Genomic DNA, 13,893 nt, shown 5'->3' on the forward strand with positions numbered 1-13,893 from the left:
ATCCCCCTCAACTCCAACAACAACCTACGGAATCGTCGCGCATCATCACAACCCCAAAGAGGTCAGAGCAGCGCGCCGGCTTTGGTGCGAGGTCCACGACCCGTTGGCGTCATGGCGTGGCGACGCATCCAGCCGAGGTAGTTGTGCAGGTCCGCCTTGGTGAACTTGTCCCGCTTCTCGGCGTGCCAGTCGTGCAGGACGCCACCGATGACGGCGTCGTCCGTCGGCGCCTTTCCGTCGATCAGCATATCGTTCCAGACGGCGTAGAGCGTGGCCACCGCTTCGACGCCCCTGGATTCCAGTTCCCCGAGATCGGCCAGCATCTTGTCGAAGGCGGCGCGGCGGTCGCCCAGCAGGGCTTCCAGTTCGGCCCGCAGCGCGTCCCGCTGTCCGGCCAGGCGGTAGCGGACCTGACTATTCGGACCACCGGGCTGGCTTGTCTCGATATGCCCCACGCGCGCCAGTTCGGCCTCGACCTCGCTCATCAGGGCGCCGTCGAAGGGACCGGCGGCCATGCGCTGCGGCTGGCCCCGAAGTTCCCACACTCCGGCGTGGGCCTCGGCCAGATACATCCGCTTGGCAGAGGTCATCCGCCCGGAAGCAGGGGTGTCGGCAACGAGTTCCAGGACGGCTGCGCCGACCAGCCGGCGGGCCGTCGTCGCATCGGCGGCCACCGCCGGGTCAGTCCGCCGGCGGACATCAATCTTCCCGGTGACAGCGGCGGCGATGAGGGCAGCACGTCGTTCCAGCAGTAGGACGATGCCTGCCTCCGCCTGTTTGACGAGGGCCGTTGCCGCCGCGACCTTGGAGTCTAGACGACGAACTATTTCCTGTTGCTCGGGCAACGGCGGAATGACAACGAGCCGTTCCATCATGGACGACAGGGCGATCCGAGAGCGCGTCGAACCAGTCGACATCTTGCCCGACGCGTATTCGGCCCCAGCGTTAAGTTGGAACGCAACGAACTCCGGATTCGCCTCAGGCCCTAACCGGAAACGGAAGCAATCTGCCTTGACCATTGCGGGCTCAACCCCCGCTGGCGCGACGCAAGCCCGGCCCACCAAGTTCCGCTCGTCACCCAAACCCGCAATCAGCACATCGCCTTGGCGGACGTTGTGCCGAAAAAGGGCGGTTTCGAAGTAGTTGACGTCGATATAGGCCGCGTCACTGGGATCGAACCCCTGCTCCTTGATGTTCTGAAGCCGGACGACGCGAACCCCATCATCGACGTAATGCTCCGACTTCAGCCCCGACCCGAACGGGCCGTCACAGCAGCTTTCCGTCACCCGCTTAAGCGCCTTCACCTGCCAATGCGCCGGCACCTCGCCGACCCATTCGAGGCCGGAATCCTTCATCGGGGCGGCGGGATCGAGGCCCTTGGTGACCGCGTGGGAGATTACGGCTTGACGCTTCTCCTTCAGCAGGTCGATCAACCGCTGCTGCGCCTCTACCAGCGCGTCGATCTTCGCGGTCTCCCGGCCGAGGAAGGCGGCAATGGCGGCCTGTTCGTGACTCGGCGGAACGGGCACCGGCAGACGCACAAGTTCCGAGGCGTTGATCGCGGGATAGCTGACGCCCACTGACCGCGCGATCACTTGGTTGATGAACCCGTCCATCTCCAGGGCGTGGGCCAGGAACGTCGGATGCATCGTGCGGGGCCTGATCACGGCGAAGCCCGTCGATACGACCATATTGTCTGGCGGATTCTCGACCGACGCGATGGCTCGGAGGTAGGTTCGCACGGTTGAGACTATGATGTCTCCATCCGCGACGCGGCGTCGGGCTCTTGATGGCGCTGTCTCGAACAACAGGGAGGTCGAGCCGAGGATTCCGCGCCCCGCCGCCACATCCGATATTTCGACGTATTCGATCTCGGAAGCTGGCAGGGTGGCCTCGGATAACACCTCGTCGTTCAAGGTCGCCACAGCCTTGATAGGCTTGACCGTCCAGTGAGCGGGCAGGGCACCCAGCCAATCGACGCCACTGTCGGCATAGTCCACGCCGCGTGGGATGGTCATCGCAGCACGTCCGCCAGCACGCGCTTGGCCTGGTCTAGGTCGGACAGCTTGAACCGGACGATATCCACATCCTGGAAGGCGTCGATGTGGAACAGGTTGCTGTTCGGCCGAGTGCGGTCGAAGTCGGCAGCGGGATAGACCTCGTGCGGAATGTCCACAAGTCGGCCGAGATCGACGGAAGCGGCCTCGACGAACAGGTTCTGGTGTCGCTCACCGCGCGTCTCCAGGCCGATGTTCGAACTTTTAGCCGTGCGGTAGCGCTCGACGTAGCCGGCGTGGCCGGCGGTCGAGGGATGAACGTCGGGGTGGGTGTGAAGGAGCCGGCGGACGGCGTCGCGCAGTGCGGAAGCCGTCACGCCGCCAGCCCCTCGATCATCACCTTGATCCGATCGGTGACCTCTCGCAGATCGGCGTCGATCTCGGCCAGGTCACGCGGTGGCTCGAACACGTAGAAGTGCCGGTTGAACGGGATTTCGTAGCCGACCTTGGTCTTCGTCTCGTCGATCCAGGCGTCCGGCGCGTGGGGCTTTACCTCCCGCGCGAAGTAGGCCTCGACCGCCTCGTTCAGCGGCACGTTCTCAGTGTCGCGCAAGGCGCTGTCGGCGACGGGCTTGCCCTTGCTCTTGCCCTTCTGCCCCAGCACAGGCCGCCCCTGGTCGTCCAGCACCGGGCGCTCGACGGTGATGGTGCGGTAGCCGAACTCGGTGTTGCCGAAGATCAACGACAGCGGGCGCAGCCTGACCTTGCCGCCGCCGGGGGCCGCCGGGGGCGCGTCGCCCTCGACCACGATCTCGCGACCGATCTCCTTGCCGTCCGCGTCGAAGACCGTCGCCAGTTGGGCTGTTTGGAAATGGCCGAACAGGTTGGTGACTGCACTGATGTCGGCTTCCGACATCTCCCGCCGCTTCGACCCCAGCGACTTGCGCATTTTGCGCCAGAAACCCGAGGCGTCGATCAGTTGCAGCTTGCCCCTGCGCGCCGCCGGCTTCCGGTTCGACACGATCCAGACGTAGGTGGCGATGCCGGTGTTGTAGAACATGTCCGTCGGCAGGGCGACGATCGCCTCGACCAGGTCGTTCTCCAGCAGGTAGCGCCTGATCTCGCTCTCGCCCGATCCGGCGCCGCCGGTGAACAGGGGCGAACCGTTCAGGACGATGCCGAACCGGCTGCCGCCCTCCTTGGCGGGCCGCATCTTGGACAGCAGGTGCATCAGGAACAGCAGCGAGCCGTCCGATACGCGCGGCAGTCCGGGGCCGAACCGGCCGCTGTGCCCCTGCTGCTCGTGTTCGGCCCGGACGACCTTCTCGACCTTCTTCCACTCCACCCCGAACGGCGGGTTCGACAGCATGTAGTCGAACTTGCGCCCCGGATGGCCGTCGTCAGAGAGAGTGTTCCCGAAAATGATGGCGCCGACGTCCTGCCCCTTGATCAGCATGTCGGCCTTGCAGATGGCGTAGGACTCCGGGTTAAGTTCCTGCCCGAACAAGCTGACGCGGGCGCCGGGGCTGTGCTCGACGAGGTATTCCTCTGCCACCGACAGCATTCCGCCCGTTCCAACTGTCGGGTCGTATATCGACCGCACCACGCCCGGCTTCGATAGGACGTCGTCGTCCTCGATGAAGATCAGGCTGACCATCAGCCGGATCACCTCGCGCGGAGTGAAGTGCTCCCCGGCGGTCTCGTTCGACAGTTCGGCGAAGCGGCGGATCAACTCCTCGAAGGCGAGGCCCATCTGGTGGTTGTCCACGGCCTTGGGGTGCAGGTCGATCCGCGCGAACCGCTCGGTCACCTGGTAGAGCAGCCCGGCCTTGGCGAGCCGGTCGACCTGGGCGGCGAACTCGAACCGCTCGAAAATGTCCCGCACCTCGGGCGAGAAGCCCTGGATGTAGGCGTAGAGGTTGGCGGCGATGTTGTCGGCGTCGCCAACCAGCCGCCCCATGTCCATCGGCGAAGTGTTGTAGAAGGACAGGCTGGCTGCGCGCTTCAGGAACGCGTCGGGGTTCAGGCCGTCGGCCTTGCGCTTGGCGTCTTCGGCCAGAACGGCGGCCTTCGTCGGCTCCAGCACGCAGTCCAGCCGCCGCAGCACCGTGAACGGCAGGATCACCTTGCCGTAGTCCGACTGCTTGTAGTCGCCTCTCAACAGATCGGCGACCGACCAGATGAAGGCCGACAGAGACTGATGGTTCATGCGCTACTACCCCTCGGCGGCGACGGATAGCACAAGGAGAGGTAGAGGCGGCAAGACCTGGACCACCGTCGTGCGGGGGCGATTCCTTGTCCCTTTCGATCACGCCGCCGTCGGGGCGGCGTATTCCTTGAGGAAACCTGCCACGGCCATGGCTTCCGCCATCGACCCCAGCGTCACGAAGATGGCGACGCTCCACCCCACGCCACCGGCCGGCACAGCCCATTCGACCTGCACCGCCTCAGCCGAAACGTCCTCCTGATTAGCATGGCGAAGGTGAGCGTGCAGATCGCCTTGGACAACGCTGCCGAACCAGGCGGCCTGTTCCTCACTCGTGCAGCCATCGATCCGAAGCAAGGCGACGACCCAGCCATCGTCTACCGCTCTCGTGCCGACGAACACCTCTTGCGCGCCGCTTGGATCGGGACGACCCAGGAGGTGATCAGCCAGCCGTCGCTGCAAAGGGGCGTATTGCATCCCCTTACCGCATCCAGACGACGGACTTGATCATCGCGCGGGCCACAGCGGCCGGATCAGTTGCAGTCGCAATGACGCGGCCGTCGCACAAGCCGATAAAGCCCTGCCCGTCATAGGCATGGGCGACCTCGTAAAACTTGCGACCACGAGTGAACCGGATTGCTCCGGCCTTGAACCGTTGAATTTTCATAGATTAACTTCCCAGCGTTGAGCCATGCCCTCCGTGGCGATGGGCTTAAGCACCCCTCGAACCCGCTGCGACCGCAGACAGGCGCGAACGCGCTTCAGCATGATGTTGAATAGGTCTCGATCATCGATCGGCAGCGCGCGCCTCACCATCAGTTCCTCGGCGAGTTCGCGGGGTGTCAGAGGATCGGGGCTGTCTCTCAAAGTGTCGAGGATGATGCCGGTAACCTCGCCCTGAGCCGAAGGCTCGCGGATCGGCACATGCTTGGCCTTGATCCGTCCGATGTCGATCGTCGGGTCGAAGATGCGGATGGCCCCTTCGATGTGGGCCAGATCGGTTGTCAGCCGATGCACCTCCGCCTTGGCTCGACCGATCAGGCCGGCGACCTCGGCATACTTCCGTGTCAGCGCATGAAGCGCTTGAGCATGATCCGCACCTGGCGGAACGACGCTTTCCTGTTTGGGCATGTCTCCTACCGGCTGAGGAACCGCCGTCCCTTCCACGACATCGGCGATCCATTGCTACTAGGCGGAGTCTACATAACCCTCGGAAAATGCATAGAAACTCTAGGTGTGTTTGCTACCTAATGCCGCCCTCCCCATGAAGGGGAGGGAGAAGGATGTACGAGCTTCATGAGCCCTCCATCACCCATCGCAGGCGATGGGGAGGAGACGGGTGGCCTACCCCTTCGCGCGCCAGGTCGCGCCGGTCGGGCCATCCATGACGACGACGTTCAGTTCGTTCAGGCGGTCGCGGATGCGGTCGGCCTCGGGCCAGTCCTTGGCGGCGCGGGCGGCGGCGCGTTGCTCCAGCAGGGCCTCGACCTCGACGCGCAGGGCGTCGGAGACCTCGCCCTCCAGCCAGGCGCCGGGATCGGATTGCAGCACGCCCAGGATGTCGGCGCAGGCGACCAGCCGTCCCTTGGCCTGGGCCACGGCGTCCAGGTCGCCGGCGGTCATGGCGCGCTCGATCTCGCTGGACAGGGCGAACAGGGCCGCCATGGCGCCGGGGGTGTTCAGGTCGTCCTCGATCGACTTCAGGAAGTCGGCGGGCGGGTCGAGGTCGGCGGCCGGGACCGCGGCCGAACGGTGCAGGGCGCCGTAGAGCCGGTCCAGCGACTTGCGGCTCTGATCCAGCAGGGCCTGGTTCCAGTCCAGCGGCTGGCGGTAGTGGGCGCTCAGCAGCGCCCAGCGGACGACCTCGCCCGGCATGGCCTGGACCAGGTCGTGCAGCAGCAGGACGTTGCCGATCGACTTGGACATCTTCTCGGCGTCCACGGTCAGGAAGCCGTTGTGCATCCAGTAGCGGGCGTATTCGTCGTGGGCCCGGTCGCCGTGGGCGTGGCCGTGGGCGCAGACGCCCTGGGCGATCTCGTTCTCGTGGTGGGGGAAGACCAGGTCGATGCCGCCGCCGTGGATGTCGATCGGCAGGCCCAAGGTCTGTTCGATCATGGCCGAGCATTCGATGTGCCAGCCGGGGCGCCCGTCGCCCCAGGGCGAGGGCCAGGACGGCTCGCCGTCCTTGGAAGGCTTCCACAGCACGAAGTCGTGGGGGTTCTTTTTATACGGCGCGACCTCGACGCGGGCGCCGGCGATCATGTCGTCCAGGTTCCGGCCCGACAGGGCGCCGTAGGACGGATAGGAGGAGACGTCGAACAGCACATGACCCTCGGCCGCATAGGCGCAGCCGGCGTCGACGATGGCCTGGATCTGGTCGACGATGGCGGGGATGTAGTCGGTGACGTGAGGCGCAAGGTCGGGCGGGCTGACGTTCAGCAGGCCCATGTCGGCCAGATAGGCGGCCTCGTAACGGGCCGTGACCTGGCCGATCGGCACGCCTTCCTTCGCGGCCTTCTGATTGATCTTGTCGTCCACGTCGGTGACGTTGCGGGCGTAGATCACCTTGTCCGCGCCATAGGTGCGGCGCAGCAGGCGGACCAGCACGTCGAACACCACCGGCGGACGGGCGTTGCCGATGTGGGCGTAGTCATAGACCGTGGGGCCGCAGACATAGAGGGTCACCCGGTTCGGATCGCGCGGTTCGAACAGGCGCTTTTCACGGCGCAGGGTGTCGTGGATGTGCAGCGGCATCAGGGAAGTCTTCGCAGGTTTTCTTGCGAGACGGAGGGTCCGTCCCATATAGCGGCCTGATATACAGTCCCGACGGATTGTAGAAGGTAAACCGGGCGGCACCGCCCGACCGGCCGGAAATCAGGTTCAATGAGCGTCACGCCCGCCAAGCCCGTCCTCGTCAGCGACGAGAACCCCAAGCGCCCCAGCCGCGAACAGGCGCTGGAGGCGGTGCGGACCCTGATCGCCTGGGCCGGAGACGATCCCGAACGGCCCGGCCTGGTCGACACGCCCAAGCGCGTGGTCGACGCCTATGGCGAATGGTTCGACGGCTATGACGCGGATGCGGCCAGGGAGCTGAGCCGGACGTTCGAGGACGTGCAGGGCTATGACGACATGGTCATCCTGCGCGAGATCGAGGTGGAGAGCCATTGCGAGCACCACCTGGCCCCGTTCCTGGGCAAGGCCTACGTCGCCTATCTGCCCGGCGAGAAGGTGGTCGGCATCTCCAAGCTGGCGCGGGTGGTCGAGATCTTCGCCCGGCGCCTGCAGAACCAGGAGACCCTGACCAACGACATCGTGGCGGCCATCGAATCGCACCTGCAGCCGCGGGGCGTGGCCGTGATGATCGACGCGGCCCACCAGTGCATGACCACGCGCGGCGTGCATCACCGGCACGTTTCGACCGTGACCACCCGCTTCACCGGGGCGTTCCGGGACGATCCGGCCCTGACCGAGCGCTTCCTGAAGCTGGCCAAGGGCTGATCCAGGGCCGGGGCGAACGAAAATCGCCGCGGCGGAACCCGTGAACGTCGAGAACCGCTTTACAAGCGCGCATCGGGACGCCAAGAGACCAGCACGCCTTCGGGCGACAGGACACGCCGGACGAGGTCCGGCCATCATACGGAGACGCACATGGCGGCGAAGCTGAGTGGACCGGGCGGCAACGGCGGCAAGACCATCGAGCAGAACTCGGAGATCAACGTCACGCCGTTCGTGGACGTGATGCTGGTGCTGCTGATCATCTTCATGGTGGCCGCGCCGCTGGCGACCGTGTCGATCCGTCTGGACCTGCCGCCCCCCGTGCCGAACCCCAACGACCCGAACCCGAAGGAGCCGGTGTACGTCACCATCCAGGACTCGGGCTCGCTGTTCATCGCCGACCAGCAGACCACCATCGAGACCATGGCCGCCGATGTCTGCACCGCCCTGGGCGGCGGCGCCTGCCGCGAGGAGCGCGTCTTCATCCGCGCCCAGCCGGAAGTGAAGTATTCGCAGTTCATGGAAGTCATGAACAACCTGCAGGAAAACGGCTTCTTCCAGGTCGGCCTGCTGAACGAAGACATCACCTGAGCCCGAACGGACCAGGACGAGATCAAGAGGCCGCGCCCTTCGGGACGCGGCCTTTTTCTTTGGCCTGAGGCTTGCCGGGACGGCGAAGGGCGGCCTTGATACGGTCCGGCTGTTCGAGGAGTCCGCCCATGCGTCGCCGCACCTTCCTGTCCGCACTACCCGCCGGGGCGCTGGCCGCCGCCGCAGCATCCCAAGGCCAGGCCCAGACCCAGGTCCAGACGTCCGGAGAGACCCAGTCGCCCACGGCGGCGGCGCCCGCCCCGGCCCGCCCGGCCGACCCCTACGCCGGCGTCGGCATCGGCGACCGGGTGACCGGGCCGAAGTTCATGGGCCGCTCCACCGTGTGGGGCGCGAACGGGGCGGCGGCGACGGCGCACCCGGTCGCCAGCCTGGTGGGGATCGACACCCTGCGGCGCGGCGGCTCGGCCATCGACGCGGCGATCGCCGTCAATGCGGCGCTGGGCTTTCTGGAGCCGGTCGCCAACGGCATCGGCGGCGACGCCTTCTGCATGCTGTGGGACCCCAAGCAGAAGAAGGTCGTCGGCTTCAACGGGTCGGGGAACAGCCCGCGCGGCCTGAGCCTGGAGACGGCGCGGTCCCGGGCCATCGACGGCTATCTGCCCCGCTATGGCGCGGTGACGGTCAATGTGCCGGGCACGGTCGACGCCTGGTGGAGCGCCCACCAGCGCTACGGCAAGCTGCCGTGGAAGGAGGTCCTGCTGCCGGTGGCGGAGCTGTGCGAGCAGGGCGTGCCCGTGCCGCAGGTCATCGCCTACTATCTGGAGCGGAACATGGCGTCCTTCGACCGGGGCCGGATCCCGATCGAGGAGAACGACAACCGCAAGCGCATCTGGGCGCCGGGCGGCGAAACCCCGAAGGTGGGCGAGGTCTTCGCCAACCCCTTCCTGGGGCGGACGCTGCGGATGATCGCCGAGGGCGGGCGCGACGCCTTCTACGACGGGCCGATCGCCGACAGCATCGAGGCCTATTTCAAGCGCATCGGCGGCTGGATGACGCGCGCCGACCTGGCCGCGCACCGCACCGACTGGGTCGAGCCGATCCGCACCGAATACCGGGGCGTGGGGGTCTATGCGCTGGGGCCGAACACCCAGGGGCTGTCGACCAACCAGATCCTGAACATCTGCGAGCAGTTCGACCTGAAGGGCATGGGCTTCCAGTCCGCCGCCGCGCTGCACGTCCAGGCCGAGGCCAAGCGCCTGGCGTTCGAGGACCGGGCCCGCTACTTCGCCGACCCGCGCTTTGGCGAGATTCCGATCGAATGGCTGAACTCCAAGGCCTATGCGGCCGAGCGGGCCAGGCTGATCCGGCCGGACCGGATCATGGACCGGGTGATGCCCGGCGACGCGCCGCACCAGGGCGACACCACCTATTTCAGCGTCGCGGACAGCGACGGCATGATGGTCAGCTGGATCCAGTCCAACTATCGCGGCATGGGCTCGGGCCTGGCGCCAGACAACGGCTCCGAACCGCTGGGCTTCATGTTCCAGGACCGGGGCGAGCTGTTCGCCCTGACCGACGGCCATCCGAACGTCTATGCGCCGGGCAAGCGCCCGTTCCAGACCATCATCCCCGGCTTCGCGACCAAGGGAGACGACCCCTGGATGGCGTTCGGCGTCATGGGCGGGGGCATGCAGCCGCAGGGTCAGGCGCAGATCATCATCAACATGGTCGATTACGACCTGGACCCGCAGGCGGCGGGCGATGCGCCGCGCTGGCAGCACTACGGCTCGTCCGAGCCGACCGGCCAGCCGCAGGAAGGGACCGGCGTGCTTCACCTGGAAAGCGGCGTGCCCGAAGCGACCAAGACGGGGCTGCGCGCCCTGGGCTGGACCCTGGGCGAGCCGGACGGCGGCTTCGGCGGCTATCAGAACGTCATGATGCAGCAAAACCCCGGCGGCCGCTGGACCTATGGCGCAGCGACCGAAATGCGCAAGGACGGCATCGCCATCGCCTACTGAGGCGCCGGCCGCCATGACCCACGACGAGGTTCGCGCCCTGCTGCTGTCGTTTCCCGGCGTCGAGGAGGGCGTGTCCTATGGCCAGCCGTCGTACAAGGCGGCGGGGAAGTTCTTCACCTGGATGTGGCCCAAGGCGCCGGAAGGCTGCATCGTCGTTCACCTGGACAATCGCGACGAGCGCGACCTGCTGGTCGAGATGGACCCCGCGACCTTTCACGTCACCGAGCACCACCGGGACCATCCGATCGTGCTGGCGCGCATCGCCTCGGTCGATCGGACGTGGCTGAGGGCGGCGCTGGAGCGGCGATGGCGCCGCGTCGCGCCCCGGCGGATGGTCAAGGCGTTCGACGCCGCTTGACCTGACGCGACGGAAGCCGCCCATGGTCCGTCCGCAATAAAAACGAACAGGGCGGAAACAGCGGTGAAGGTGGAGGATCGCATCGTCAAGGCGGCGGACGGCTGGCCGCTGGAGGCCACCCTGTTCCGGCCGGAAACGCCCAGGATGGCGGTGCTGGTGTCGGCGGGGACGGGCTTTCCGCGCGGCTTCTACGGCCGGTTCGCCCGCTGGATGGCCGGGCGCGGCGCGACCGTCCTGACCTATGACTATCGCGGCATCGGCGGATCCCGGCCCGAGGACCTGGCGGCCATGACGATGGACTATCCCGACTGGGGCCGGCTGGACATGCCCGCGGCGTTGAAGGCGTTGAAGGCGGCCGCGCCGGGCCTGCCCCTGTTCCATGTCGGGCACAGCGTCGGCGGCCATTTCGTGGGCTTCATGCCCAATCACGACCAGATCGCGCGACACGCCTTCGTCTCGGTGGGCACGGGCTGGTGGGGCGGCCACCACCGGACCTACAACCCCGTCGAACTGTTCTTCTGGCTGGGCCTGGGGCCGGCGCACCTGAGGCGGCACGGCTATGTGAAGTCGGGCGGCGGCTGGCGCGGGACGGACCTGCCGCGCGGGGTGTTCGAGACCTGGCGGCGGTGGTGCCTGAAGCCGACCTATTTCCTGGACGAGTTGAAGACCGGGCGGCTGGAGCCGCAGCATTTCGACCAGGTGCGCGCGCCGATCCGGTCGTGGGTCTTTCCCGACGATCCCATCGCGACGCCCCGCACCGCCGCGCGGCTGCTGGAAGCCTATCCCGCCGCTCCGGCCGAGATCGCGACGCGAACGCCCCGCGACTTCGGCGTCCGGCGCATCGGCCACGAGGGCGCCTTCCGCAAGGGGATGGAGCCGTTGTGGGAAGAAATTCTGGATTGGTTCGACGCCGACCTTTCGGGCGGGGGCGAGGGCGCCTAACTGAGCCGCCCCGACGGATTCAAGGAGCCCCGCATGCCCTATGGCGACCAGCCCACCGCGAAGGTGGACGACATCGAGATTCCGCTGCTGGGGTTCGGCACCTGGCAGCTGGAGCCGGACGACGCGCGCCGCATGGTCGCCGAGGCCCTGCGGATCGGCTATCGCCACATCGACACCGCCTGGATCTACAAGAACGAGAAGGCGGTCGGCGAGGGCATCCGGGATTCCGGCGTTCCGCGCCAGGACATCTTCCTGACCACCAAGATCTGGGTCGAGCATTTCGATCGCGACGGCCTGCTGAGACAGGCGAAGGAATCGGCCGACAGCCTGGGGACCACCCCCGACCTGCTGCTGCTGCACTGGCCCAAGCCCACACCGTCGTTCGAGGAGACGTTGGGCGCCCTGAATGAAGCCAAGGACCAGGGACTGACCCGGTCGATCGGCCTGTCCAACTTCCCGTCGGCCCAGTGGCGCCAGGCCCAGGCGCTGTCGAAGGCCCGGCTGGTGACCAATCAGGTCGAACACCACCCCTATCTGGGGATCGGCGCCCTGGTCGCGACAGCCCGGGACCTGGGGTCGTCCATCACCGCCTGGTCGCCCCTGGCGCAGGGCAAGATCGCCGACGACGCCACCATCGGCGAACTGGCCCGCGCGCACGGCAAGACGCCCGGCCAGATCACCCTGCGCTGGCTGATCCAGAACGGGATCATCGCCATTCCCCGCACCACCAAGGAAAGCCGCGCGCGCGAGAATTTCGACATCTTCGACTTCGAACTGACGTCGGAGGAGGTGCAGCGGATGGATGCGCTGGACCGGGCCGAGCGGCTGGGCGACTGGCTGGATCCGGCCTACCGCTGGGACGATCCGGAAGGCTGAGGCGAAGCGCTGGCGTTCGCGGCGGAAGGGGTTAGAAGCAGAGCCCATGACACCTTCCGCCGCCGCACCCTCCGCTCCCGCCGGGCCGAAACCCTACGACCCGGCCAAGCTGCTGATCTCGCTGCACATCCCCAAGACGGCGGGCACGTCGTTCCGAACGATACTCGGCGGCTGGTTCGGCGAGCGGCTGCACAACCATTATCCGGGGTGGCCCACGCCCCTGACGCGCACCGAGGCCCAGGCCGACGCCTGCGTCCACGGCCACTTCACCCGCCGCAACAACTCGGCCATCCGCCAGTATTATCCCGACGCCGAGCAGGTCATCACGGTGATGCGCGATCCCTTCGACCGGATCATCTCGGAGTGGCGGTTCAAGAACATGCTGAAGACCGCCGGCGACCCGGTGGACGAGATGGACGACGATCCGTCCTTCGACACCTGGTTCGGCCGCCGCGCCGATGAGGTCGCCGAACAGCCGATCACCCGCCTGATGATGCAGATGCCGAACGACCTGACGCCGGAGACGGCGCACACGGCGTTCGACCGCGACTTCGTGGCCGTGGGCGTCAGCGAGCGCTTCCCCGAGACCCTGCGCCTGTTCGCGGCCGTGCTGGGCAAGCCCGAGGCGGCGGACGAACGGACGAACGTCACGACCTACGGCCAGGCCAGCGACTACGAGGCCTATCGCAGCCGCCACGAACAGGTGTTCCATTCCGACCACGCGATGTACGCCGCCGCGCGCGCGATGTTCGAGCGGCAGATCGCCGACCTGGGCCTGTAGGATGCGGCGGACCCCGCCCGCCCGGCTCTGGCGCGCCACGTTCGCGGTCGTCGGCTGGGCGGCGCTGGCCCTGCAATATGTGCTGATGGTCGGCCCGGCCGAGCCGGGGGACGTCGCGGGCCTGACCGTCAACTTCTTCAGCTTCTTCACCATCCTGACCAATGTGCTGGTCGCGGCGGCCTTCACGGGGCCGCTGCTGAGCCCCGGCTCGCGGCTGGCGCGATGGTCCGCCAGCGAGGGGGTGCGGGCCGCCGTCGCCATGTACATCGTCGTGGTGGGGGTGGTGTACCACCTGCTCCTGCATCCCTACTGGAGCCCGACCGGCTGGTCGCTGGCGGTCAATGTGGTGCTGCACTACGTCATGCCCGCCGCCTTCGTGCTGGACTGGCTGTGGTTCACGCCCAAGGGCCGGCTGCGCTGGATCGACCCGGTCAAATGGCTGGCGTTCCCGCTGGTCTATGGCGGCTGGACGCTGGTCCACGGGCTGGCGACGCATTGGTGGCCCTATGGGTTCGTCAATGTGGATCAGCTGGGCCTGGGCCGCGTGGTCGCGATCTTCGGCGGGCTGCTGATGTTCTTCCTGCTGGTCGGGTTGAGCCTGACGGGGCTGGACCGCCTGTTCGCACGCGCGGCGCGTGACAGTTCCGCCTCGGCGCTTTAGGCGGGTC

The 13,893-nt window shown here is 67.0% G+C and carries 15 protein-coding genes; 8 read left to right on the forward strand and 7 right to left on the reverse strand.

Translation table 11 applies throughout. The features are described from left to right. Positions 1 to 62: 62 nt before the first annotated feature. From M8231_RS10930 to cysS, 7 genes are all read right to left on the reverse strand, one after another. Positions 63 to 2,018 (reverse strand): restriction endonuclease subunit S, encoded by a 1,956-nt coding sequence (locus M8231_RS10930; protein ID WP_250201463.1) that lies wholly within the window; start codon positions 2,016 to 2,018, stop codon positions 63 to 65. Beyond that, positions 2,015 to 2,374, reverse strand: coding sequence for a hypothetical protein (locus M8231_RS10935; RefSeq protein WP_250201464.1), 360 nt, complete (start codon positions 2,372 to 2,374; stop codon positions 2,015 to 2,017). The genes M8231_RS10930 and M8231_RS10935 overlap by 4 nt, the downstream gene beginning before the upstream one ends. After that, on the reverse strand, positions 2,371 to 4,206 hold the full coding sequence (locus M8231_RS10940; RefSeq protein ID WP_250201465.1) for a type I restriction-modification system subunit M: 1,836 nt from the start codon (positions 4,204 to 4,206) through the stop codon (positions 2,371 to 2,373). The genes M8231_RS10935 and M8231_RS10940 overlap by 4 nt, the downstream gene beginning before the upstream one ends. A 99-nt stretch (positions 4,207 to 4,305) precedes the next feature. Then, on the reverse strand, positions 4,306 to 4,680 hold the full coding sequence (locus tag M8231_RS10945; RefSeq protein ID WP_250201466.1) for a hypothetical protein: 375 nt from the start codon (positions 4,678 to 4,680) through the stop codon (positions 4,306 to 4,308). A gap of 4 nt (positions 4,681 to 4,684) precedes the next feature. Further along, complete coding sequence (locus tag M8231_RS10950) at positions 4,685 to 4,870, reverse strand: hypothetical protein (RefSeq protein WP_250201467.1); 186 nt, start codon at positions 4,868 to 4,870, stop codon at positions 4,685 to 4,687. Next, positions 4,867 to 5,334, reverse strand: a complete 468-nt coding sequence (locus tag M8231_RS10955) for a hypothetical protein (protein ID WP_250201468.1) — start codon at positions 5,332 to 5,334, stop codon at positions 4,867 to 4,869. Before M8231_RS10955 ends, M8231_RS10950 begins: the two co-directional genes overlap by 4 nt. A gap of 213 nt (positions 5,335 to 5,547) precedes the next feature. Further along, on the reverse strand, positions 5,548 to 6,957 hold the full coding sequence (gene cysS / locus M8231_RS10960; RefSeq protein WP_249749955.1) for a cysteine--tRNA ligase: 1,410 nt from the start codon (positions 6,955 to 6,957) through the stop codon (positions 5,548 to 5,550). Between the two features lie 129 nt (positions 6,958 to 7,086). Between cysS and folE the strand changes: the two genes are divergently transcribed. The 8 genes from folE to M8231_RS11000 all read left to right on the forward strand — a co-directional run bounded on the left by folE (position 7,087) and on the right by M8231_RS11000 (position 13,886). Further along, complete coding sequence (folE, locus tag M8231_RS10965; RefSeq protein WP_249749954.1) at positions 7,087 to 7,701, forward strand: GTP cyclohydrolase I FolE; 615 nt, start codon at positions 7,087 to 7,089, stop codon at positions 7,699 to 7,701. A 150-nt stretch (positions 7,702 to 7,851) separates the two neighbouring features. Then, complete coding sequence (locus M8231_RS10970) at positions 7,852 to 8,289, forward strand: biopolymer transporter ExbD (protein WP_249749953.1); 438 nt, start codon at positions 7,852 to 7,854, stop codon at positions 8,287 to 8,289. A 128-nt stretch (positions 8,290 to 8,417) separates the two neighbouring features. Further along, the gene (locus M8231_RS10975) at positions 8,418 to 10,268 is read left to right on the forward strand and encodes a gamma-glutamyltransferase family protein (protein WP_249749952.1); all 1,851 of its coding nucleotides are present in this window, start codon (positions 8,418 to 8,420) and stop codon (positions 10,266 to 10,268) included. A gap of 13 nt (positions 10,269 to 10,281) precedes the next feature. Beyond that, complete coding sequence (locus M8231_RS10980; protein WP_249749951.1) at positions 10,282 to 10,626, forward strand: MmcQ/YjbR family DNA-binding protein; 345 nt, start codon at positions 10,282 to 10,284, stop codon at positions 10,624 to 10,626. Between the two features lie 63 nt (positions 10,627 to 10,689). Then, positions 10,690 to 11,568, forward strand: a complete 879-nt coding sequence (locus M8231_RS10985) for an alpha/beta hydrolase family protein (protein ID WP_249749950.1) — start codon at positions 10,690 to 10,692, stop codon at positions 11,566 to 11,568. Between the two features lie 33 nt (positions 11,569 to 11,601). Next, positions 11,602 to 12,444: an aldo/keto reductase gene (locus M8231_RS10990; RefSeq protein WP_249749949.1), complete on the forward strand. Its 843-nt coding sequence runs from the start codon at positions 11,602 to 11,604 to the stop codon at positions 12,442 to 12,444. A 46-nt stretch (positions 12,445 to 12,490) separates the two neighbouring features. Further along, positions 12,491 to 13,225 carry a sulfotransferase family 2 domain-containing protein gene (locus M8231_RS10995; RefSeq protein ID WP_250201469.1) on the forward strand — a complete coding sequence of 245 codons (735 nt, stop codon included), beginning with the start codon at positions 12,491 to 12,493 and terminating at the stop codon, positions 13,223 to 13,225. Position 13,226: 1 nt separating this feature from the next. Next, entirely contained in the window at positions 13,227 to 13,886 is a 660-nt protein-coding gene (locus tag M8231_RS11000) for a Pr6Pr family membrane protein (protein ID WP_249749947.1), read from the forward strand. The last annotated feature ends 7 nt before the right edge of the window (positions 13,887 to 13,893 follow it).

The sequence above is a fragment of the Brevundimonas albigilva genome (assembly GCF_023573565.1).
Classification (GTDB): Bacteria; Pseudomonadota; Alphaproteobacteria; order Caulobacterales; family Caulobacteraceae; genus Brevundimonas; species Brevundimonas albigilva.

Coding starts and splice junctions, on each gene's coding strand:
- M8231_RS10945 (WP_250201466.1), bottom strand. CDS start 4,680: ATGCAATACGCCCCTTTGCAGCGACGGCTGGCTGATCACCTCCTGGGT.
- M8231_RS11000 (WP_249749947.1), top strand. CDS start 13,227: ATGCGGCGGACCCCGCCCGCCCGGCTCTGGCGCGCCACGTTCGCGGTC.
- M8231_RS10955 (WP_250201468.1), bottom strand. CDS start 5,334: ATGCCCAAACAGGAAAGCGTCGTTCCGCCAGGTGCGGATCATGCTCAA.
- cysS (WP_249749955.1), bottom strand. CDS start 6,957: ATGCCGCTGCACATCCACGACACCCTGCGCCGTGAAAAGCGCCTGTTC.
- M8231_RS10970 (WP_249749953.1), top strand. CDS start 7,852: ATGGCGGCGAAGCTGAGTGGACCGGGCGGCAACGGCGGCAAGACCATC.
- M8231_RS10995 (WP_250201469.1), top strand. CDS start 12,491: ATGACACCTTCCGCCGCCGCACCCTCCGCTCCCGCCGGGCCGAAACCC.
- folE (WP_249749954.1), top strand. CDS start 7,087: ATGAGCGTCACGCCCGCCAAGCCCGTCCTCGTCAGCGACGAGAACCCC.
- M8231_RS10980 (WP_249749951.1), top strand. CDS start 10,282: ATGACCCACGACGAGGTTCGCGCCCTGCTGCTGTCGTTTCCCGGCGTC.
- M8231_RS10950 (WP_250201467.1), bottom strand. CDS start 4,870: ATGAAAATTCAACGGTTCAAGGCCGGAGCAATCCGGTTCACTCGTGGT.
- M8231_RS10975 (WP_249749952.1), top strand. CDS start 8,418: ATGCGTCGCCGCACCTTCCTGTCCGCACTACCCGCCGGGGCGCTGGCC.
- M8231_RS10930 (WP_250201463.1), bottom strand. CDS start 2,018: ATGACCATCCCACGCGGCGTGGACTATGCCGACAGTGGCGTCGATTGG.
- M8231_RS10990 (WP_249749949.1), top strand. CDS start 11,602: ATGCCCTATGGCGACCAGCCCACCGCGAAGGTGGACGACATCGAGATT.
- M8231_RS10940 (WP_250201465.1), bottom strand. CDS start 4,206: ATGAACCATCAGTCTCTGTCGGCCTTCATCTGGTCGGTCGCCGATCTG.